Here is a 20,525-nt window from a genome sequence, read left to right on the forward strand (position 1 = left end):
TTCGGCAGGAGGCATCAGCGATGGGCGACCTCATCGAGTACGGGCAGCTCTTCATCGGCGGGGCGCTGGTCGATCCGGCCGGGGCGGAGACCATCGAGGTCGTCTCGCCGCATACGGAACAGGTCATCGGGCGGGTGCCGCACGCCGCGCGGGCCGATGTGGACCGGGCGGTCGCGGCGGCGCGGCGGGCGTTCGACGAGGGGGAGTGGCCGCGTACCTCCCTGGAGGAGCGGATCGCCGTCGTCACGCGGATCAAGGACGCGGTCGCCGTACGGCATGAGGAGATCGCGAAGGTCATCAGCGCGCAGAACGGCTCGCCGTACTCCTGGAGCGTCCTCGCCCAGGCGCTCGGCGCGATGATGGTGTGGGACGCGGCGATCACGGTGGCGCGCGGCTTCACCTTCGAGGAGCGGCGGGCCGGGGTGCTCGGGCCGCTGCTGGTGCGGCGGGAGCCGGCCGGGGTGGTGGCGGCCGTCGTGCCGTGGAACGTGCCGCAGTTCGTGGCGGCGGCGAAGCTGGCCCCGGCGCTGCTGGCGGGATGCTCGGTGATCCTCAAGCCGTCGCCGGAGACGCCGCTGGACGCGTATCTGCTGGCGGAGATCGCGACCGAGGCGGGGCTGCCGGAGGGGGTGCTGTCGATCCTTCCGGCGGACCGGGAGGTCAGCGAGTACCTGGTCGGGCACCCGGGGGTCGACAAGGTGTCGTTCACGGGGTCGGTGACGGCGGGCAAGCGCGTGATGGAGGTGGCCTCGCGCCGGCTGACCCGGGTGACACTGGAGCTGGGCGGGAAGTCGGCCGCGGTGATCCTGCCGGACGCGGACCTGGAGGCGGCGGTCGCCGGGATCGTGCCCAACGCGTGGATGAACAACGGGCAGGCGTGCGTCGCCCAGACCCGCATCCTCGCCCCGCGCAGCCACTACGACGAGCTGGCCGAGCGCTTCGCGGCCGCCGCGTCGGCCCTGGTGGTGGGCGATCCGCTGGACCCGGCGACCCAGGTGGGCCCGCTGGTGGCGCGGCGCCAGCAGCGGCGCTCGCTGGACTACATCGCGCTCGGACAGCGCGAGGGCGCCAAGGTGCTGGCGGGCGGCGGGCGTCCCGAGGCCCAGGAGACGGGGTGGTACGTGGAGCCGACGCTCTTCGGGGACGTCGCCAACACGATGCGCGTCGCCCGGGAGGAGATCTTCGGCCCGGTCATCTGTCTGCTGCCGTACGGGGATGAGGAGGAGGCGGCCCGGATCGCCGACGACTCCGACTACGGGCTGTCGGGCAGCGTCTGGACGGCGGACGTGGCGCACGGCATCGACTTCGCGCGGCGCATCCGCACCGGTACGTACTCGGTGAACACCTTCAGCCTGGACATGCTCGGGCCGTTCGGCGGCTACAAGAACTCCGGCCTGGGGCGGGAGTTCGGCCCCGAGGGGCTGTCGGAGTATCTGGAGCACAAGATGATCCACCTGCCGCAGGGGTGGGACGGGGAGCAGGGCTGATGGGGGACCGCTGGCGGGTCGAGGTCGACCGCGGTGTCTGCGTCGGCTCGGGGTTCTGCGCCAGCAGCGCGCCCGGCGGGTTCCGGTTGGACGCGGAGCGGCGGTCGCATCCGGTCGAGCCGGAGGCGGACGCCTCCGAGGCGGTGCTCGTGGCGGCCGAGGGGTGCCCGGTCGAGGCCATCGCGATCCGGCTGCTCGAAAGCGGTGAACAGGTCTTCCCACCGGATGAGTAGCGGGGTGAGCGAGGGCGCGTGCCCTCCGGGAGCGGCCGGTCCGTTTCGGTAGACGTCGGCCCCGCGACACGCGTACGCCTTCTGCGACGGCGTCCGCGACGCCCTCCGCCATCGGTACGAGCCGGCCCCCGGCGGTGGCTACGACGGAGCCGGTACGGAGACCGGCACCGCCGTCAAGGCCACCCCGGACCGGACGTCAGACCCAGCCCTCACACTGTGAGATGCGAATGGCGTCCACCCGGTTGCGTGCCCCGGTCTTACGGGTGATCGCGGCCAGGTAGTTGCGAATCGTCCCGTTGGACAGGTGCAGGGTCCGGGCGATCTCCGCGATGGAGGCGCCGTCGGCCGCCAGGGACAGCACGCCCAACTCGCGCTCGGTCAGCGGGATCTCCGCCGCCTTGAGGAAGCCGTAGCCCAGCGAGTCATCGATGAACCGCTCCCGCTTCGCCACGTGCCGGATGCCGTCCAGCAGCCGCTGGGGCGGGGCGTTCTTGTCGATGTACCCGAGGGCCCGGGCCTTGTGCGCGCGGCGCAGCTGACCGGGGCGCCCGGCGTTGGCCAGCACGAGCAGCCCGGACTCGGGGCCGCTCTCCTCCGCCGGGGCCTCCGCCGTGAGCTTGGCCAGCTCGCCCTTGCGCGCGGCCCTGTCGGAGCCGGGGCAGTCCGTGTCGACCACGCAGACGTGCGGTCGTAAGGAGCGTGCTCTGCTACGCGCGTCACGCCATGCGGCGGAAATCACCTCGAACCCAGGTTCGGCTTGTATCAGTGCGGCCAACGCGGACCGCAGCAGGTATGAATCATGTACCAGAAGAACCCGTATCACGGAGTTCTTCACCCCCCTGTAGACATCGATCCGTCGCACGCCGTCGTCGCTATGTCGCGCGCCGTTCATGAATACCGGGATTGCCCACCCCGTTAACACGATATTTGCGCCATAGGGGGGCGCGCGGGCGCACGCAGTGCTGTCACTGTGCGCCATGAGTACGCAACGCGCGCTGTTTCGCGCCCCTTTCACGCCCCCCGCAGGGCGATGGGCGATAGGGGCGAGGGGGGTCAGGGGTGCTCTGTCGGCGCCGTCAGATCGATCAGTCGGCAGACCGTTTCGATATCGATTTTGACCTGGGCGATCGAGGCCCGCCCCGACAGCCAGGTGATCAGCGCCGAGTGCCAGGTGTGCTCAATGACCCGCACGGCGGACAGCTGCTCGGCCGTCGGCGGGCCCTCCAGCCCCATCGCGTCGAGGATGATCGCGGTGGTGAGCCGGGAGACCGTGTCCACCTCGGGGCTCACCGAGCGGTCGGCGAAGGTGAGGGCCCGGACCATCGCGTCCGCCAGATGGGGTTCGCGCTGCAGCGCGCGGAAGGCGCGCATCAGGGTCTGGGCGACCCGGGTGGCCGGATCCTCCTCGGTCGGCGGGCGCTTGCGCAGCGTCTCGTGCATGTGCTGCAGCTGGTCCTGCATGGTGGCGACCAGCAGATGGACCTTGGACGGAAAGTAACGGTAGAGGGTGCCGAGCGCCACGCTGGAGTGCTCGGCCACCTCGCGCATCTGGACCGCGTCGAAGCCGCCGCGGCTGGCCAGCCGGGCACTGGCGTGCAGGATGCGCCGGCGGCGCGCCTCCTGCCGCTCGGTCAGCTGCAGGGAGGCCGGCTTGACTTCTGCGGTCATTTGTCTCACTTCGGGTGCATAGTGTCTGCGCTGCGGTTGACAAACGGACACCGTGCATGATGGCAGGGTCGGCCTAGGGGCGCGAGTCAGTGAAACTCGTTCTAGGGTCGCGTATCGCTCGAACCCGCCGTCCGCCGCGTTTGCCCAGCTCGCGCCGATATGACCCCGTCCCCGTGAACGGCCGTCGCACGCAAGGGGCTACCGAGTGGTAGGGATCACCCGTCCCGGCGCCGGGAGCGCTCGGTTCGCCAGGTATCTTCGAGACTTCTCGGGCTATCCGTTAGTGAAACTTGTTCTAGATAATCGTGAGCGGCTACGCTCCCGCTGACGTGCAACAAGGGAGGGGCGCGAGTGACCGCAGAGGCCGCGCAGGAGACCGGAGTCGACCCACTTCGGACGGCGCCCCCCACGGCCGCCGCGGAGGACCGGGACCGGGGCGGCGACCGGCCGCTGCGCATCGCGCTGCTGAGCTACAAGGGGAACCCGTTCTGCGGAGGCCAGGGCGTCTACGTACGTCATCTCTCCCGTGAACTGGCCCGGCTCGGCCACACCGTCGAGGTCATCGGCGCCCAGCCCTACCCGGTGCTCGACGCCGAGGACGGTGTGACCCTCACCCGGCTGCCCAGCCTCGACCTCTACCGTCAGCCCGACCCGTTCCGCACGCCCGGGATCGAGGAGTACCGGGACTGGGTGGACGCCCTGGAGGTCGCCACCATGTGGACCGGCGGCTTCCCCGAACCGCTCACGTTCAGCCTGCGCGCCCGCCGCCACCTGGGCGCCCGGCGCGGCGCGTTCGACGTCGTCCACGACAACCAGACCCTCGGCTACGGGCTGCTGGGCATGGAGCGGACCGGCTTCCCGCTGGTGACCACCATCCACCACCCGATCACCGTGGACCGCCAGTTGGAGCTGGACGCCGCGGACGGCTGGAAGCGCCGTCTGTCCGTCCACCGCTGGTACGGCTTCACGCGCATGCAGAAGCGGGTGGCCCGGCGGCTGCCCTCGGTGCTCACCGTCTCCGGCTCCTCGCGCCGGGAGATCGTCGAACACCTCGGCGTACGGCCCGGACGCGTGCACGTCGTCCCCATCGGCGCGGACACCGGGCTCTTCTCGCCCGACCCGGCCGTGCCGGTGGTCCCCGGCCGGATCGTCACCACATCCAGCGCCGATGTGCCGCTCAAGGGCCTGGTCCACCTGGTCGAGGCGCTGGGACAGGTCCGCGCCGACAACCCCGACGCCCACCTCGTGGTCGTCGGCAAGCGCCCCGAGACGGGGCCGGTGGCCGCCGCCGTCGCCCGCTACGGGCTCCAGGGCGCCGTCGAGTTCGTCAAGGGCATCAGCGACCCCGAACTGGTCGACCTCATCCGCGGCGCCCAGATCGCCTGTGTGCCCTCCCTGTACGAGGGGTTCTCGCTGCCCGCCGCCGAGGCCATGGCCACCGGCACCCCGCTGGTCGCCACCACCGGCGGCGCGATCCCCGAGGTCGCGGGCACGGACGGCGAGACCTGCCTGGCCGTACCGCCCGGCGACGCGGGAGCGCTCGCCACGGCCCTCAAACGGCTGCTGGGCGACGCGGATCTGCGCGGGCGCCTCGGCGCCGCCGGACGCGAGCGGGTGCTGCGCCGCTTCACCTGGGAGCAGGCCGCCCGCGGCACCGTCGAGCACTACCGCGCGGCGATCGGCGCCCAGGCCCGCGCCGCACGGACCCGCGCCGCGCGCTGACCGCCGCCCCCGGCCCCGATCCGATCCGACGACCCCGCCTGACGAAAGCAGACCCCCGTGCTGACCGTCGATTTCTCCCGCTTCCCCCTCGCCCCCGGCGATCGCGTCCTCGACCTGGGCTGTGGCGCGGGGCGCCATGCCTTCGAGTGCTACCGGCGCGGTGCGCGGGTCGTCGCGCTCGACCGCAACGGCGATGAGATACGCGAGGTCGCGAAGTGGTTCGCCGCCATGAAGGAGGCCGGTGAGGCCCCCGCCGGAGCCACCGCCACCGCCATGGAGGGCGACGCGCTGGCCCTGCCGTTCCCGGACGACAGCTTCGATGTCGTCATCATCTCCGAGGTCATGGAGCACATACCCGACGACAAGGGCGTGCTCGCCGAGATGGTGCGGGTGCTGCGCCCCGGCGGCCGGATCGCCGTCACCGTGCCGCGCTACGGGCCCGAGAAGGTGTGCTGGGCGCTGTCCGACGCGTACCACGAGGTGGAGGGCGGCCACATCCGCATCTACCGCGGCGACGAACTCCTGGAGCGGATGCGCGAGGCCGGACTGCGGCCGTACGGCACCCACCACGCGCACGGCCTGCACAGCCCGTACTGGTGGCTCAAGTGCGCCTTCGGAGTCGACAAGGACGGTCAGGAGGCTCCGCTGCCGGTGCGCGCGTACCACAAGCTGCTGGTCTGGGACATCATGAAGAAGCCGCTGGCCACGCGGCTCGCCGAACAGGCGCTGAACCCGCTGATCGGCAAGAGCTTCGTGGCCTACGCGACCAAGCCCCGCACCTCCCGCGGGACCCAGGCGTGACGGCGCGCGGCCCGCGCCCCGGCCCCCGTACCGAACGGCTGGCCCTGCCGGGCGTCCTCACCGTCGAGGAGGCCCTGCGCACGGTCGAGGGCATCGCCGCCGTGCAGCGCGCGGACGGCGCCATACCGTGGTTCCGCGGCCACCACCTCGACCCGTGGGACCACGTCGAGGCGGCGATGGCGCTGGACGCGGCGGGTGAGCACCAGCGCGCCGAGGCCGCCTACCGCTGGCTGGCCGACCACCAGAACCCCGACGGCTCCTGGTACGCCGCCTACCCCGACACCCCGGCCGGGGTGGCCGCCGACGCCCCCACCGACCGCGCGCGCGAGACCAACTTCTGCGCCTACGTGGCCGTCGGCGTCTGGCACCACTACCTGGCCACCGGCGACGACACGTTCCTCGACCGGCTGTGGCCGACCGTCGTGGCCGCCGTGGAGTTCGTGCTGGGGCTGCGGCAGAGCGGCGGCCAGATCGGCTGGCGGCGCAAGGCCGACGGCACCGTCGACCCGGACGCCCTGCTCACCGGCTCGTCCTCCATCTACCAGGCCCTGCGCTGCGCGCTCGCCATCGCCGAGCACCGCGAGGACCCGCAGCCGGACTGGGAGCTGTCCGCGGGGCTGCTCGGGCACGCGATACGCCACCACCCCGAGCGCTTCCTGGACAAGAACCGCTACTCGATGGACTGGTACTACCCGGTCCTCGCCGGGGCCCTCACCGGCCCCGCCGCCACCGCCCGGATCGAGGCGGGCTGGGACCGCTTCGTCGTCCCCGGCCAGGGCGTCCGCTGCGTCTGGCCCAACCCCTGGGTCACCGGCGGCGAGAGCTGCGAACTGGCCCTGGCCCTGTGGGTGATGGGCGAATCCGACCGCGCGGTGGAGATCCTGCGCTGGATCCAGCGGCGGCTGCGCGCGGACGACGGGATGTACTGGACGGGGTACGTCTACGAGGACGACGCGGTGTGGCCCGAGGAGCGCACCACCTGGACCGCGGGCTCCCTGCTGCTGGCCGTGGCCGCGCTGGGCGGGGACGAGGCGACCACGGCCGTCTTCAGCGGCGAGCACCTGCCGCGGGGGCTGGACTCGGACTGCTGCGCGTAGGTGGTGTACGGTCCTCAGCCGCGGCGGATGCGGCCGGCCACGGCGTGCCCGACGAACAGGTACACCACGGCGGGCAGCCCGTAGTTGAGGACCGTCCGCAGCCAGTCCGTGTCCATCGTGAACAGGTCGTGGGACCAGCCCGCGAGCCAGCCCGCCGCGTCGCGGACCACGGTCACGAGGTCGTTGGCGGGGTTGGCGTCCAGCAGGGCGAACAGGATCCACAGGCCGAGGATCACGGCGGTGATGTCCGCGACGACCACCACGACGGTCGCCGCCTGATTGTTTCCGTAGCGATAACTTCTGGACATGACCGGACGTGTTGCCCCGCCGTGCGGAGCCAAACCACCTACCCGGCCAGTTCCGCCAGCACCCGCAGCGTCCGTTCGTCCGGCGCGATCACCAGCAGATCCGTCACCGGCCCCGCACGCCACAGCTCCAGCCGTTCCGCGATGCGTTCGCGGGGGCCGATCAGGGACACCTCGTCGGCGAAGGCGTCCGGCACCGCCGCGATCGCCTCGTCGCGGCGGCCCGCGAGGAACAGCTCCTGGATCCGGCGCGCCTCGTCCTCGTATCCCATGCGGGCCATCAGACCGGCGTGGAAGTTGCGGGCCGCGTGGCCCATGCCGCCGATGTAGAACCCGAGCATCGCCTTCACCGGCAGCAGCCCCTCCGCGATGTCGTCGCACACCCGTGCCTGGGCCATCGGCGCCACCATGAAGCCCTCGGGCGCATCCGCGAGGGCCGCCTCGTACAGCGGGGTCCGCCGCGGCGACCAGTACAGCGGCAGCCAGCCGTCGGCGATGCGCACGGTCTGGGCGATGTTCTTCGGCCCCTCGGCGCCGAGCAGCACCGGAAGGCCGGGGCGCAGCGGGTGGACGATGGGCCTCAGCGGCTTGCCGAGGCCGGTGGCGTCCGGCCCGGCGTACGGAAGCGCGTGATAGCGCCCGTCGAGCGTCACGGGCGCCTCGCGGCGCAACACCTGCCGGATGACGTCGACGTACTCCCGGGTGGCGGTGAGCGGGCTCGCGGGGAACGGCCGCCCGTACCAGCCCTCCACGACCTGCGGCCCCGACAGGCCGAGGCCGAGCATCACGCGCCCGCCGGAGAGGTGGTCGAGGGTGAGCGCCTGCATCGCGGTGGCGGTGGGGGTGCGCGCGGCCATCTGCGCGATCGCCGTGCCGAGTTTGATACGGGAGGTGTGGGCGGCGATCCAGGTGAGCGGGGTGAAGGCGTCCGAGCCCCAGGACTCGGCGGTCCAGACGGAGTGGTAGCCCAGCCGCTCGGCCTGCCGGGCGAGCTGAAGATGGCGGGGGTCGGGGCCGCGGCCCCAGTAGCCGAGCGCCAGGCCGAGCCGCATGACAACCCCTCTCTGACGTCGCGTCAGGTCGCCTGCCGCCTGGACTGTACGGCTCGGGTGCGCACATGGCAACGGGGGCAAAGGAGACGGCCCCTCGCCCGGTGCCGGGTGAGGGGCCGTGTCATGGGGAGGTCAGCCGCGCTGGATCCCCGTGGTGTCCTGGAGCACGCCGCGCCGCCCGTCCTGGGTCTGCGCGACGAGCGCCTGCCCGCGCTGCTCGACGGCCAGGTACCAGGTGCCCGGGGCCAGTTCGGCGATCGTGCCGGACGAGCCGTCCTCGGCGTACAGCGGCCGGGTCACCGGCACCGCGAACCAGAACGGCGCGAAGTCGGAGCCGCCCGCCGCCGGGGCCGGGGCCGGCTGGCCCGGCTGACCGCCGAAGGAGGGCTGGCCCGGGCCGCCCTGCGGCTGACCGGGCTGGGCGCCGCCCGGGCCCGGGTAGCCGTAGCCCGGCTGCGGGGCCTGCGCGCCGTACGGGGACGGAGCGCCGTACGGGGAGGGGCCCGCCGGACCGGAGGCGTTCATCAGCGGCGCCTTGAGGGCCGGGACGCGCGGGGTCGCGATGACCGCCGCGGCGCTGGCGAGCGTCGCCACCAGCGCGAGAATGGCGCCGACACCGGGGCTGAGCTTGTCCGGCGTGACCATGAGCGACCACAGCGAGTCCCAGGCGGCGGCCACGGCGAAACCGGCGCCCCACTGGTCGAGGGTGAGCCCGCTGACCTTACGGCTCTCGGGCTGGAACCGCCCCGCGATGACCAGCCCCGCGCCGATCAGCCCGATGAGGAACACCGACGGGAGGACGACCAGGAGCAAGTCCGTGTCCCAGCCATTCGGCATGTCGGTGCAGTACGGGCCGTCACAATCGGCCGAGTAGAAGTCGAGGAAGGAGGCGATGAAGAGCAACACCGCTGCTCCGATCACCACGCCGTCGCCTCGAGTGAGCGAGCGGATGTTCAACGTGAGTCCTTTGTTGTTTTCTCGTATACGGACGCTGCCGCCAGGCGCGGTGGCGCGAAGGCGTCGGGGGTGGACCCATCGTACGGGGGAATCAAGCTGCTGAGACCGGGGGTGGGGCATCGGTATCCCGGTCGTGACCTCGCGTTCGGTTGTTGGAGACTTAGCGGTTCAAGAAGTCCGTAATGCCCTGCGCGATGCCGAGGGCCGCGCGCTCACGCCACTTCGGATCGGTCAGTTCCGACGCGTCTTTCGGATCGCGCATATTGCCGCACTCGATGAACACTTTCGGAACGGTGGAGAGATTGAGACCGCCGAGATCGCCGCGGACATTCAACCCGCTGCCGTCGCCGATGTAGTCGGCGGGCGCACTGCCGGTGGCTTCCATGAATTCACCGCGCACCCGTTCGCCGAGCAGCCGGGAGGGCGCGGCGATGTCCGAGGTGTCGGCGGCGCCGCCGCGTACGGACTTGGGGAGGATGACGTGGAAGCCGCGATCCCCGGCGGGGGCGCCGTCCGCGTGGACCGACACCACGGCATCGGCGTGCGCGTTGTTCCCGATCCGCGCCCGCTCGTCCACGCACGGCCCGTACGAGCGGTCGCCGTCCTGCGTGAACTTCACCGTCGCGCCGCGCGCTTCGAGCAGGGCGCGGGCGCGGCGGGAGACGTCGAGCGTGAAGGCCGCCTCGGAGTATCCGGCGTCGGTGGCCGTCCCGGTGGTGTCGCACTCCTTCTCGCCGGTGCCGATGTCGACGCGGCGGGCGATCTCGGAGGTGTGATCGCGGTTGTCCGGATTGTGGCCGGGGTCGAGCACCACGACCTTGCCGGTGAGCGGCTTGCCGTCGATCTCGTTCTTGGGCGAGGCCGACGGCGGCCGGGGAGGCGGCGGGGAGGAGGTGGACGAGACGGTCGGAAGGGAGGAGGCCGGTGCGCCGCCGCCGTCGTTCTGCCCCGACCCCATGGTGTCCCACACCAGCCAGCCGCCGAGGCAGACGGGTGCCAGGGCGGCCAGCACGAGGGCGAGGGTGCCGCCGCGGCGGCCGGACGCGGAGGGAAAGCTGCCTTTCGACACGTCGGCGATGGTAGCGGCTGCGGGTCAGGCGGGCGGGGTGGTACCGGTACCGGTACGGCGCAGCACGCGCAGCGAGCGGGTCGCGGAGACCTCGGTGAACGCGCCGGAGGCGAGGGCGCGGCGGTAGATCCGGTACGGGGCCCGTCCGCCGTCGGCCGGGTCGGGGAACACGTCGTGGATGACCAGGAGCCCGTCGGGCGCCACGTGGGGCGCCCAGCCCTCGTAGTCGGCGGCGGCGTGCTCGTCGGTGTGCCCGCCGTCGATGAACACGAACCCCAGCGGCTTCCCCCACACCGCGGCGACCTGCGGGGACCGGCCGACGGCGGCGATGACGTGGTCTTCGAGGCCCGCGGCGTGCAGGGTGCGGCGGAAGGTGGGCAGCGTGTCCATCCGGCCGACCTCGGGGTCGACGACCTCCGGGTCGTGGTACTCCCAGCCGGGCTGCTGCTCCTCGGAGCCGCGGTGGTGGTCGACGGTGACGGCGACCGTGCCGGTCGCGCGCGCGGCGTCGGCGAGCAGGATCGTGGAGCGGCCGCAGTACGTGCCCACCTCCAGCAGGGGGAGGCCCAGGCGATGTGCGGCTTCGGTGGCGGCCGCGTACAGGGCCAGGCCCTCGTCCGTGGGCATGAAGCCCTTGGCTGCCTCGAAGGCGTTGAGGGTCGCGGTCGCGGGTCGGGTCACGCGGTCATCCTGCCGTATGGGGCCGGCGGTTCCATTGCCGGGTGCGGTCCGGTGGCCGGTCCGTGCCCACCCGTCCAGCCCCGCGGGGCGATCGCCCACAAACCGGCGGGGCGGGGGAATGGCCCCGGGCGCGCACCTGACCTTCCGTCAGATTGAAACAGGTTCTACCATCCGCCCATGGGCATCGCCGTCACGGAAGACCACGAGGAACTGGCGCGCGCGGTGCGGGGCTGGCTGGGGCGGGCGGTGCCGCCGGAGGCGGTGCGCAAGGCGCTCGACGCCGCGCCCGGCGGCGGCGAACGGACCGCCTACTGGCCCGGCCTGGCCGCGCAGGGCCTGCTCGGGCCGCATCTGCCGGAGGAGCGGGGCGGAGGCGGCGGGGGACTGGTCGACCTCGCCGTCGTCCTGGAGGAGACCGGACGGGCGGTGCTGCCCGGGCCGTATCTGCCCACCGTACTGGCCTCCGCCGTGCTGCACCGGGCCGGCCGGGACGAACTGGTCGCGGGCCTCGCCGACGGCAGCCGCGCCGGAGCCGTCGCGTTCGGCGCCGGATCGCTCACCGCCGCGCCCGGCCCGGACGGCGGACTGGTCCTCGACGGCTGCGCGCCGCCGGTCCTGGGCGCGGCGGACGCCGATGTGATCGTCCTCGCCGCGGCCCGGGGCACGTCGACCGTCTGGCTGGCCGTGGACGGCGCCGACCTCACCCTCCGCGTCCACGACGGCGCCGACCCCACCCGCCCGACCGCCGAGGTACGCGCCACGGGCGTGGCCGTACCCCGGGCCCGGGCGCTGGACGTCGACCCCGCGCTGGTGACGGACCTGGCGTCCGTCCTGCTCGCTGCCGAGGCGTGCGGCACCGCGGGCCGGGCGCTGGAGACGGCGGTCGGACACGCCCGGGTGCGGGAGCAGTTCGGGCGGCCGATCGGGCAGTTCCAGGCGGTGAAGCACCTGTGTGCCGACATGCTCGTCCGCGTCGAGCAGGCCCGCGCCCTCACCTGGGACGCGGCCCGCGCGGCGGACGAGGCACCCGACACACGCGGGCTCACGGCCGCGCTCGCCGCGGCCACCGCGCTCGACGCCGCGTACGGCTGTGCCAAGGACTGCGTCCAGATCCTCGGCGGCCTCGGCTTCACCTGGGAACACGACGCCCACCTCCATCTGCGCCGCGCCACGGTGGCCCGCGCGCTGCTCGGCACCGGCGCCCACCACCGGTCGCGCGCCGCGCGCCTCGCCGCCACCGGGGCCCGCCGTGAACTGCGGCTCGACCTCCCGCCCGAGGCCGAGGCCCACCGCCGTGAGGCCCGGGCCGTCATCGCCACGGCGCGCGGGCTGGACCCGGGCGCCGCCCGGCGCGCCCTCGCGCCCACCGGGTACGCCGCACCGCATCTGCCACGCCCGTACGGCCTCGGCGCGAGCCCGCTGCACCAGCTCGCCATCGCGCGCGAGCTGCGCGACGCGGGCGTGGCCCTCAGTGATCTGGGCGTCGCCACCTGGGTGGTGCCCTCGCTCATCGCGTACGGCACGGACGCCCAGCGCGAGCGCTTCCTGCTGCCCACGCTCCGCGGCGAACTGCGCTGGTGCCAGCTGTTCTCCGAGCCCGAAGCCGGCTCCGACCTCGCCGGCTTGCGCACCCGGGCCGAGCGCACGGCGGAGGGCTGGTGGCGGGTCAGCGGGCAGAAGGTGTGGACATCGGGGGCCCGGTCGGCGGACTACGGCATCCTGCTGGCCCGTACGAACCCGAAGGCACCCAAGCACAAGGGGCTCGGCTACTTCCTGATCGACATGAAGCGGACGGCCGGGATCACCATCCGCCCGCTGCGGGAGATCACCGGGGACTCCCTCTTCAACGAGGTGTTCCTGGACGATGTGCTGCTCCCACCGGACGCGGTGGTGGGCGAGGTGGACGCGGGCTGGGCGGTCGCCCGCAACACCCTCGGCAACGAACGCGTCCACATGGCCGACCAGCTGACCTTCGACACCGGCCTGGAGGCGCTGATCGACCACTCCGCGGCCGCCCCGGACGGCGTGCTGTACGAGCGCGTCGGCGGGCTGATGGCCGAGGCCCACGCCCTCGCCTGCATCGGGCTGCGCACCACCCTGCGCCAGGTGTCCGGGGTGGAGCCGGGCCCGGGCGCGAGCGTCCGCAAGCTCATCCAGACCGCCCATCAGCAGAAGGTCGCCGAACTGGCCCTGGAGCTGCTGGGCCCCGGCGGCGCGGTGCGCGAGGGCGCGGGCGAACGGGCCCTGCACGGCTTCCTGATGTCGCGCTGCCTGACCATCGCGGGCGGTACGACCCAGGTGCAGCTGAACGTCGTCGCGGAACGGCTGCTCGGCCTGCCCCGCGATGGAGGCCGCGACGGTACATAGTGCCGCGTCAGTCAAGGTTTGCCCGGTAGCGAGGCGTCCTGGTGCGGTCAGATGCAAGGCGCCGGATCGGCCTCGTAGTGGGCCTACTCGGTCGATTCGGCAACGCCGCAGATGGCCGTGCCAGGGCGGCGAGCGGGGTGAACCTTGGCTGACGCGGCACTAAGCCCATCGGCCCGCGCGAATGCGCCGAAATGCCGATGCGGGGGGCGGGCCCGGGGTGCGAGCATCACCGCCATGCCCAGCCCGACTCCCCCTTCGCGTGCCATTCCCTCCGCCACCGATCCCGCCCCGCGCCCGCCCCGTGCCTCGCCGCCGGCCTGGGCGGTGCTGCTGGCCGCCTGCTCCGGACAGTTCGTGGTGGTCCTCGACATATCGGTGGTCAACGTCGCCCTGCCGTCCATACGCACCGACCTGGGGCTCGGCGAGACCGCGCTGCAGTGGGTGGTCAACGCCTACGCGCTGACCTTCGCCGGGTTCATGCTGCTCGGAGGCCGCGCGGCCGACCTCTTCGGACGCAAGCGGGTCTTCCTCACCGGGCTCGGGCTGTTCACCGCCGCCAGCCTGGCGGGCGGCGTCGCCCAGCAGCCCTGGCAACTGGTCGCGGCCCGCGCCCTCCAGGGCCTCGGCGCGGCCGTGCTCTCACCGGCCACGCTCACCATCCTCACCACCGCCTTCCCGCACGGCGCGGCCCGCACCCGCGCCATCGGCACCTGGGCGGCGGTCGGCGCGGGCGGGGGAGCGGCGGGCGGGCTGGTCGGCGGGGTGCTCACCGAGTATCTGTCGTGGCGCTGGGTGCTGCTGGTCAACGTGCCGGTGGGCGCGCTGGTGCTGGTGGCCGCGGTGGTGTGGCTGACCGAGAGCCGCTCCGGGACGGTACGACGGCTCGACGTCCCCGGCGCGGTGCTGGTCACGGCGGGCGTCACCGCGCTCGCGTACGGCATCGTGCAGACCGAGCCGCACGGCTGGGGTGCCGCCGCCTCGCTCGGGCCGCTGCTCGCCGGGGTGGCGCTGCTCGCGGTCTTCGTCGCCGTCGAGGCGCGTACGGCGGAACCACTGATGCCGCTGCGGCTGTTCCGGATCCGGGCGGTCACGGCGGCGAACGCGGTGATGGTGGTGTGCGGCGGCGGCATGTTCGCCATGTGGTACCTCATGACGCTCTATTTGCAGAACGTGTTGCACTACAGCCCGGTCAAGGCCGGTCTCGCCTTCCTCCCGCACAGCCTGTCGATCGTCCTCGGCTCCAAGGTCGCGCCCCGGCTGATGGCCCGGCTGGACGGGAAGCTGCTGGCCATCGCGGGCGGATCGCTGGCCGTCGTCGGCTACGCGTGGCAGAGCCGGATGGACGCGGACGGCACCTACGTCGGTACGGTGCTGGGCCCCGCGATCATCATGTCGCTCGGGGCCGGGCTGATGACGACCCCGCTCGCCGCCTCCGCCACCTCGGGCGCGGGCCCGTCGGAAGCGGGACTGGTGTCGGGGCTGGTCAACACCTCGCGGCAGATCGGCGGCGCGCTGGGCCTGACCGTGCTGGCGACGGTCGCGGCCGAGCGGATCGCGGCCCGTGGCGGGGACGGGCCGGAGGCGCTGGCGGCCGGGTACGGCCACGCGTTCGTCGTGGCCACGGGGATCATCGCGGCGGCGGTGCTGCTGATGGCCGTGGCCCTGCCGCGTACGCCCGCCGCGCCTCCCGCGGATTCATAACCAGCCGTTCCGGCGGGCGGACCCGTGCCGCGCAGAGCTGACGGGCCGTCAGCAGTCTTCCCCCATCAGGGGGATTGGGCTATACATGGGTGCCATCGGCTAGAACGCGTTCTAAACGCGGCGCGGCCCTGCCGACCAGTGACGACCCCGGCGCGGCCGACGGTGCGGACGGGCGGGCCGGGGTCTTCCCGCCAGCCGGGGGTTCTCCCGCCAGCCCGGGGGCCTCCCCGCCCTCCCGCCAAGGAGTGCTGCCGCCTATGCCCATCGACGCCGCCACGGCCGTCTCGGCCGAGCCCCGGAACACCGCCCTCGCCTGGGGACACAAGGACATCCAGCTCTACCACCTGGGCATCGGCGCCGGAATCCCGGCCACCGACCCCGATGAGCTGCGCTACACCCTGGAGAGCGAGCTGCACGTCCTGCCCAGCTTCGCCACCGTCGCGGGCGGCCGCATGGCGCTCGCCGGGGGGCTGAACGGCCCGGGGATCGACGTCGACCTCGCGGCCGTCCTGCACGGCGGCCAGACCGTCGAGGTGCACCGGCCGATCCCGGTGACCGGCGACGCCACCCAGACGTCCCGGGTCGCGGCGGTGTACGACAAGGGCAAGGCCGCGGTCATCGTGCTGCGCACCGAGGCGGCCGACGCGGACGGCCCGCTGTGGACCTGCGACAGCCGCATCTTCGTGCGCGGCGAGGGCGGCTTCGGCGGCGAGCGCGGCCCCTCCGAGCGGCTGGAGACCCCCGACCGCGAACCCGACCGCACCGTGGAGCGGGCCATCCGGGAGGACCAGGCGCTGCTCTACCGGCTCTCCGGGGACTGGAACCCGTTGCACGCCGACCCCGGGTTCGCCAAGGTCGCGGGGTTCGACAAGCCGATCCTGCACGGGCTGTGCTCGTACGGCATGGTCCTCAAGGCCGTCGTGGACACCGAACTGGGCGGCGACGTCGCCCGGGTGCGCTCGTACACCACGCGCTTCGCCGGGGTGGTGTACCCGGGCGAGACCCTGCGCATCCGGATGTGGCGGGACGAGGGGCGCGTCCAGGTGACGGCGAGCGCCGTCGAGCGGGACGACGCGCCCGTCCTCGGCGACACGGTCGTGGAGCACGCCTGACCCCGTGATCCGACACATCCGTACCCCTGATCTTCCCTGATCCGAGAGGAGCCGCTGTGCGCGCAGCCGTACTGCACGAGACGGGACAGGACAAGCTCGAAGTCCTCGACGACATCGAGGCCGTGGGCTTCGGCCCCGGCAAGGTCCGGCTGCGCATCCGGGCCACCGGACTGTGCCACTCCGACCTCTCCGCGATGAGCGGCGTCCTGCCGCAGCCCGTGCCCTTCGTCCCCGGCCACGAGGGCGCGGGGGAGATCGTGGAGATCGGCGACGGGGTGACCGGGCTGAACCCCGGCGACCGCGTTCTGGTGTGCTGGCTGCCCGCCTGCGGCGGCTGCCCGTCCTGCAAGCGCGGTCAGACCCAGCTGTGTCTGACCGGGTTCATGAACGCCGGAACGGCCAACTTCAAGCGCGCGGGCGACGGCGCCGACCAGGTCTTCGGCATGGCCGGGACCGGCACCTTCGCCGAGGAGGTCGTCCTCCCGGCGTCCTGCGCCGTGCCGATCCCCGACGACGTCCCGTACGACATCGCCGCCCTCATCGGCTGCGGGGTGACCACCGGGCTCGGCGCGGCCCTCAACACGGCGCGGGTGGAGGCCGGTTCGTCGGTCGCCGTCATCGGCTGCGGCGGGGTGGGCATCAGCGTCGTGCAGGGCGCCCGCGCGGCGGGCGCGGCGCACATCGTCGCCGTCGACCCCGTCACCTCGCGGCGCGAGGCGGCGCTGCGCTTCGGCGCCTCCGAGGCGGTCGCCCCGGAGGGGCTGGACGACGTCAAGAACAGCGTCACGGCGGGCGAGGGCTTCGACTACGTCTTCGAGGTCGTCGGCAAGTCCGCCACCGCCCGCCGCGCGTACGAGACCACCCGGCGCGGCGGCACCCTGTGCGTCGTCGGCGCGGGCGCGGTGGACGACTTCCTCCAACTCAGCATGTTCGAGCTGTTCTTCGACGAGAAGCGGATCCTGCCGTCCCTGTACGGCGGGGGCGATGTGCTGCGCTCGTACGAACGGACCATCGCGCTGTGGCGGGCGGGCCGCATCGACCTCGCCGGGCTCATCACCCACCGGGTGCGGCTCGGCGAGATCAACGACGCGCTCGACCAGATGCGGACGGGGGAGGCGCTGCGCACATGCATCGAGATCTGAGCCGGGAGGGGAAGCGGCCGCTGGCGGGGAAGACCGCGATCGTCACCGGCGCCGGACGCGGGCTCGGCCGCGCCGAGGCCCTGGAGCTGGGCCGGCTCGGCGCCGCCGTCGTCGTCAACGACTACGGGCAGGGCGGCCGCGACGGTTCGGGCGAGGCGTCCTCCGGCCCCGCCGAGGAGGTGGCCGAGGAGATCCGCGCGGCGGGCGGCCGGGCTACGGCCCACGGGGGCGACGTGGCCGACTTCGACACGGCGCGCGGGCTGGTGGGGCTCGCGGTCGACACGTACGGCGCGCTGGACATCCTCGTCAACAACGCGGGCATCCTCCGCGACCGGATGGTCTTCTCGATGAGCGAGGACGAATGGGACTCGGTCATCCGCGTCCATCTCAAGGGCCACTTCAACACCACCCGTTTCGCGGCCGCCCACTGGCGTGACCGCTCCAAGGCCGCCGGGGGCGGGCCGGTGCACGGCCGCATCGTGAACACCTCCTCCGAGGCCTTCCTCGCCGGGTCGCCCGGCCAGCCCAACTACGCGGCCGCGAAAGGCGGCATCGTCGGCCTGACGCTCTCCACGGCGGGCGCGCTCGCCAAATACGGTGTGACGGCGAACGTCATCTGCCCACGGGCGCGCACCCGGATGACCGAGGACGTCTTCCCCGACGCCGGGCTCGCCCAGGACGGCCGCCCCGACGCGCTGTCCCCGGACCATGTGGCCCCGCTCGTCGGCTACCTCGCCTCGCCGCGGGCGACGGGGGTGAACGGCCAGGTGTTCGTGGTCCACGGGGGCATGGTGGCGATCGTGGAACGGCCGAGGGTGGCCGCGAAGCTGGACGCGGCGGGGGACGTCTTCGGCTTCGAGGAGCTGGACGGCCTGCTCACGCCGTACTTCGGCGAGCGGCGCGGTGAGGGGTTCGCGGCGCTGGAGGTGCTGAGCCTGAAGCGGGGGTGAACGAGCCCACCCCGCCCTTCCCCACAGCCTTCGGCGAGTGCTGCGGGGAGGGGCGGGGTGGGATGGTGCGCTCCCGGCCGCCTTACGAGGCGTGCCCGCTCGGCCGGCGGTGGCGGCCGTGTACCGGAGCCTGCGGCTCCTCGGACGCGGCTTGCCGCCCCCGGTGTTTGCCCTGGCCTGCGGCGGCATCGGCTTTGGCAGCCTCCTGCGGGCGCGCCTGGGGCATGTCGGTTCGGGTATCGGACATGTGGGAAGTCACCCCGGTAAGTTCGCTCCGTACTCTGCGCGAGGGGCCCGCCACAACGTGGATATGCGCCATGCCAATCGGCTGCGCAGCCCCGAGCGACCGAGTCTAACCAGGGCGTTGATCGCGAACCCAGCGGGGTGGCCGGGGCTCCTGTGACCTGGCGAGAGGCGCCTGCTGGAGCGGTACGGGCCGCGGGGCGACCACGGTCAGCTCGGGCTCCTGCCCGGTCTCCTGCTCGACTCCGGGCCAGGACCCCGTCCCGGCCCACGGCTCCACCCCGGACTCCCCGCGCGCGCCGCCCGCGCCCGCGCGCGTGATCAGGCTCGCGCCCGCGCTCACGTCCGTGCCCAGGCGCACTCGGACGCTCCAGGCCGCACGGGGGTCCGTGCCCGGGCCCACCCCCAAGCGCCCGCCCGCGCGCAAACCCGCGCCCGGGCCGGTGCCCACGCCCGGGCCGGTGCCCACGCCCGGCTCCGTGCCCACGCCCGGCTCCGTGTCCATGCTCAGGCCCGCGCCCATGTGCCCGCCCGCGCTCAAGCCGGCGCCCGCGCTCAGGCCCGCGCCCGCACCCGCACCCGCGCTCGCCTCTCCATCCGAGCCATCCCCGCGCGCGCCCGCACCCGCGCTCGCACCCGCGCTCGCGCCCACGCGCGGGCCCGCGCCCGCGTGCGTGACGGCCTCCGAAGCCGCGCCGCCGCCGCTCACCTTTCGCCACGGCGTGATCCCGGTCGCCTCCACCGGGCGGGCGGTGGGGCGGGGCGCCCGCCGGATCATCCGCGGTCCGGCGGGCGGGCGCGGCGCCGCTGCCTCCGGCAGCCACACCCGCGCCAGCCCGCACGGCACCTGACGCGTCGCGTACGGCAGCCACAGCTCGCCGTCCCGGCTCCACAGACCGGCCCCGGGCAGCCAGCCCTCCGGGGCCGAGAACTGGCGCAACCGCCGCTCGGACGGCCGCCAGACGCCCACCCACGGCCGCCCACCCGCCGCGGCGTCGATGCGGAAGGCGACCGCGCACGCCTCCGGCGTCAGCATCTGCCCCGGCTGGATCGCGAAGGGCGCGGCCGTCGCCTGGGCGGGCGGGCGGAGGCAGTCCGGGAAGCGGACCGGGAGGGTGCTGCCCAGGACGCCCCACCCCAGACGCTCGTCGCCGGGCGCGTCGGACCGTACGAGCAGCAGACCGCTGTCGGGGTCGGCGAGGAGCAGCCGGTCGTTGCTGCGCTCGGTGATCTGGAGCAGCGGGCTGGTCTCACCGCCCCGCCCGAGGTCCACCACGATGGTCTTGGTGCGGCCCTCCAGTTCGCGGTCGAGGGCGAGCAGTCGGCCCATGCGGTCCAGCCAGGCGCCGCCCGTGCAGCGCCCGGGCACTTCGGTCAGGTGCTGGAGCCCGCGGGTGCCGCCGTGGATCAGCCAGACGGAGGTGGAGCGGGGGCCGCGTCCCAGGGCGTAGGCGCAGGTGCCGCCGGGCGCGGGCGGCAGCAGCGAGACGTCGGCGCGGTCGATGCCGCCGAGGACCCGCTCGCCCGTGCCCGGGCCGGTGGGGTAGAGGAGCGAGAAGGCGTGGTGCCCGGCCACCCGGCGGTGGATCAGCACCTGCCCGTCGGAAAGCGGCAGCACCTCGCTGTCCGGCTCCTCGGGCTGGACGCCCGGCAGCGGCACGGCATACGGCTCGGGCCCGTCGAGCGTCCAGCGCTCGGGGTACCAGCAGCCGGTGTCGCCGCCGAGGGCGAGCCGCGCACCGTACGAACGGTCCGGGGTGATGGTGAAATCCGTGGACCTTTCTCGTGGCCGGGCGCTGACTCCCGTGGCGAGGGCGGCGTCGAAGGCACAGGCGGTCATCGTTCAGTCACCTCCGGCCACTGAACGTAGGTTTCCTGCTCCCTCCCGGTGGTCGATAAGGGTTCGGCTCCACCCTTACGTGTGGCTGTTGACCGATT

General features: G+C 73.5%; 18 protein-coding genes. 10 read left to right on the forward strand and 8 right to left on the reverse strand.

What is annotated here, in order from left to right; genetic code table 11:
• Positions 1-20: 20 nt before the first annotated feature.
• Together ASC60_RS14455 and ASC60_RS14460 are read left to right on the forward strand one after the other, a co-directional pair.
• Positions 21-1,487 (forward strand): aldehyde dehydrogenase, encoded by a 1,467-nt coding sequence (locus tag ASC60_RS14455; RefSeq protein ID WP_055550733.1) that lies wholly within the window; start codon positions 21-23, stop codon positions 1,485-1,487.
• The gene (locus ASC60_RS14460) at positions 1,487-1,720 is read left to right on the forward strand and encodes a ferredoxin (RefSeq protein ID WP_055550735.1); all 234 of its coding nucleotides are present in this window, start codon (positions 1,487-1,489) and stop codon (positions 1,718-1,720) included. Before ASC60_RS14455 ends, ASC60_RS14460 begins: the two co-directional genes overlap by 1 nt.
• Positions 1,721-1,916: 196 nt before the next feature.
• On the opposite strand, the gene ASC60_RS14465 is transcribed toward ASC60_RS14460, so the two are convergent.
• Both ASC60_RS14465 and ASC60_RS14470 read right to left on the reverse strand, forming a co-directional pair.
• On the reverse strand, positions 1,917-2,543 hold the full coding sequence (locus tag ASC60_RS14465; RefSeq protein WP_079038419.1) for a response regulator transcription factor: 627 nt from the start codon (positions 2,541-2,543) through the stop codon (positions 1,917-1,919).
• Between the two features lie 230 nt (positions 2,544-2,773).
• Positions 2,774-3,388, reverse strand: a complete 615-nt coding sequence (locus tag ASC60_RS14470) for a TetR family transcriptional regulator (protein ID WP_055550737.1) — start codon at positions 3,386-3,388, stop codon at positions 2,774-2,776.
• Between the two features lie 351 nt (positions 3,389-3,739).
• Here ASC60_RS14470 and ASC60_RS14475 point away from each other — a divergent pair, with 351 nt between their 5' ends.
• From ASC60_RS14475 to ASC60_RS14485, 3 genes are read left to right on the forward strand one after another with little or no spacing between them, the layout of a single operon-like run.
• The gene (locus ASC60_RS14475; protein ID WP_055550739.1) at positions 3,740-5,110 is read left to right on the forward strand and encodes a glycosyltransferase family 4 protein; all 1,371 of its coding nucleotides are present in this window, start codon (positions 3,740-3,742) and stop codon (positions 5,108-5,110) included.
• 57 nt (positions 5,111-5,167) lie between these two features.
• Positions 5,168-5,911, forward strand: coding sequence for a class I SAM-dependent methyltransferase (locus ASC60_RS14480; RefSeq protein WP_055550741.1), 744 nt, complete (start codon positions 5,168-5,170; stop codon positions 5,909-5,911).
• The gene (locus tag ASC60_RS14485) at positions 5,908-7,008 is read left to right on the forward strand and encodes a prenyltransferase (RefSeq protein ID WP_055550743.1); all 1,101 of its coding nucleotides are present in this window, start codon (positions 5,908-5,910) and stop codon (positions 7,006-7,008) included. The genes ASC60_RS14480 and ASC60_RS14485 overlap by 4 nt, the downstream gene beginning before the upstream one ends.
• A gap of 14 nt (positions 7,009-7,022) precedes the next feature.
• On the opposite strand, the gene ASC60_RS14490 is transcribed toward ASC60_RS14485, so the two are convergent.
• The 5 genes from ASC60_RS14490 to ASC60_RS14510 all read right to left on the reverse strand — a co-directional run bounded on the left by ASC60_RS14490 (position 7,023) and on the right by ASC60_RS14510 (position 11,018).
• Positions 7,023-7,316, reverse strand: a complete 294-nt coding sequence (locus ASC60_RS14490; protein ID WP_055550745.1) for a hypothetical protein — start codon at positions 7,314-7,316, stop codon at positions 7,023-7,025.
• A gap of 38 nt (positions 7,317-7,354) precedes the next feature.
• Entirely contained in the window at positions 7,355-8,365 is a 1,011-nt protein-coding gene (locus ASC60_RS14495; RefSeq protein WP_055550747.1) for an LLM class F420-dependent oxidoreductase, read from the reverse strand.
• 132 nt (positions 8,366-8,497) lie between these two features.
• Entirely contained in the window at positions 8,498-9,322 is an 825-nt protein-coding gene (locus ASC60_RS14500) for a DUF5336 domain-containing protein (protein ID WP_055550749.1), read from the reverse strand.
• 160 nt (positions 9,323-9,482) lie between these two features.
• Positions 9,483-10,391 (reverse strand): N-acetylmuramoyl-L-alanine amidase, encoded by a 909-nt coding sequence (locus ASC60_RS14505; protein ID WP_055550751.1) that lies wholly within the window; start codon positions 10,389-10,391, stop codon positions 9,483-9,485.
• Between the two features lie 24 nt (positions 10,392-10,415).
• Positions 10,416-11,018: a class I SAM-dependent methyltransferase gene (locus tag ASC60_RS14510; protein WP_055551110.1), complete on the reverse strand. Its 603-nt coding sequence runs from the start codon at positions 11,016-11,018 to the stop codon at positions 10,416-10,418.
• Between the two features lie 231 nt (positions 11,019-11,249).
• Between ASC60_RS14510 and ASC60_RS14515 the strand changes: the two genes are divergently transcribed.
• The 5 genes from ASC60_RS14515 to ASC60_RS14535 all read left to right on the forward strand — a co-directional run bounded on the left by ASC60_RS14515 (position 11,250) and on the right by ASC60_RS14535 (position 18,344).
• The gene (locus ASC60_RS14515) at positions 11,250-13,439 is read left to right on the forward strand and encodes an acyl-CoA dehydrogenase (protein WP_055550753.1); all 2,190 of its coding nucleotides are present in this window, start codon (positions 11,250-11,252) and stop codon (positions 13,437-13,439) included.
• A gap of 234 nt (positions 13,440-13,673) precedes the next feature.
• Positions 13,674-15,140 carry an MFS transporter gene (locus tag ASC60_RS14520; protein WP_234356945.1) on the forward strand — a complete coding sequence of 489 codons (1,467 nt, stop codon included), beginning with the start codon at positions 13,674-13,676 and terminating at the stop codon, positions 15,138-15,140.
• 257 nt (positions 15,141-15,397) lie between these two features.
• Positions 15,398-16,252 carry a MaoC/PaaZ C-terminal domain-containing protein gene (locus ASC60_RS14525; RefSeq protein WP_055550755.1) on the forward strand — a complete coding sequence of 285 codons (855 nt, stop codon included), beginning with the start codon at positions 15,398-15,400 and terminating at the stop codon, positions 16,250-16,252.
• Positions 16,253-16,308: 56 nt separating this feature from the next.
• Complete coding sequence (locus tag ASC60_RS14530) at positions 16,309-17,394, forward strand: Zn-dependent alcohol dehydrogenase (protein ID WP_055550757.1); 1,086 nt, start codon at positions 16,309-16,311, stop codon at positions 17,392-17,394.
• Complete coding sequence (locus ASC60_RS14535; protein WP_055550759.1) at positions 17,379-18,344, forward strand: 3-oxoacyl-ACP reductase; 966 nt, start codon at positions 17,379-17,381, stop codon at positions 18,342-18,344. The genes ASC60_RS14530 and ASC60_RS14535 overlap by 16 nt, the downstream gene beginning before the upstream one ends.
• Positions 18,345-18,696: 352 nt before the next feature.
• Here ASC60_RS14535 and ASC60_RS44075 read toward each other — a convergent pair whose 3' ends face one another.
• Positions 18,697-20,427 (reverse strand): hypothetical protein, encoded by a 1,731-nt coding sequence (locus ASC60_RS44075; RefSeq protein ID WP_370592913.1) that lies wholly within the window; start codon positions 20,425-20,427, stop codon positions 18,697-18,699.
• Positions 20,428-20,525: the final 98 nt, after the last annotated feature.

Origin of the sequence: Streptomyces sp. NBRC 110028 (assembly GCF_001417735.1) — a bacterium.
GTDB lineage: Bacteria > Actinomycetota > Actinomycetes > Streptomycetales > Streptomycetaceae > Streptomyces.

What these genes read in the sequence shown, in the direction of transcription:
- ASC60_RS14495 (WP_055550747.1), bottom strand. Translation starts at nt 8,365, where the DNA reads ATGCGGCTCGGCCTGGCGCTCGGCTACTGGGGCCGCGGCCCCGACCCC.
- ASC60_RS14490 (WP_055550745.1), bottom strand. Translation starts at nt 7,316, where the DNA reads ATGTCCAGAAGTTATCGCTACGGAAACAATCAGGCGGCGACCGTCGTG.
- ASC60_RS14470 (WP_055550737.1), bottom strand. Translation starts at nt 3,388, where the DNA reads ATGACCGCAGAAGTCAAGCCGGCCTCCCTGCAGCTGACCGAGCGGCAG.
- ASC60_RS14455 (WP_055550733.1), top strand. Translation starts at nt 21, where the DNA reads ATGGGCGACCTCATCGAGTACGGGCAGCTCTTCATCGGCGGGGCGCTG.
- ASC60_RS14520 (WP_234356945.1), top strand. Translation starts at nt 13,674, where the DNA reads ATGCCCAGCCCGACTCCCCCTTCGCGTGCCATTCCCTCCGCCACCGAT.
- ASC60_RS14525 (WP_055550755.1), top strand. Translation starts at nt 15,398, where the DNA reads ATGCCCATCGACGCCGCCACGGCCGTCTCGGCCGAGCCCCGGAACACC.
- ASC60_RS14460 (WP_055550735.1), top strand. Translation starts at nt 1,487, where the DNA reads ATGGGGGACCGCTGGCGGGTCGAGGTCGACCGCGGTGTCTGCGTCGGC.
- ASC60_RS44075 (WP_370592913.1), bottom strand. Translation starts at nt 20,427, where the DNA reads ATGACCGCCTGTGCCTTCGACGCCGCCCTCGCCACGGGAGTCAGCGCC.
- ASC60_RS14515 (WP_055550753.1), top strand. Translation starts at nt 11,250, where the DNA reads ATGGGCATCGCCGTCACGGAAGACCACGAGGAACTGGCGCGCGCGGTG.
- ASC60_RS14510 (WP_055551110.1), bottom strand. Translation starts at nt 11,018, where the DNA reads ATGCCCACGGACGAGGGCCTGGCCCTGTACGCGGCCGCCACCGAAGCC.
- ASC60_RS14535 (WP_055550759.1), top strand. Translation starts at nt 17,379, where the DNA reads ATGCATCGAGATCTGAGCCGGGAGGGGAAGCGGCCGCTGGCGGGGAAG.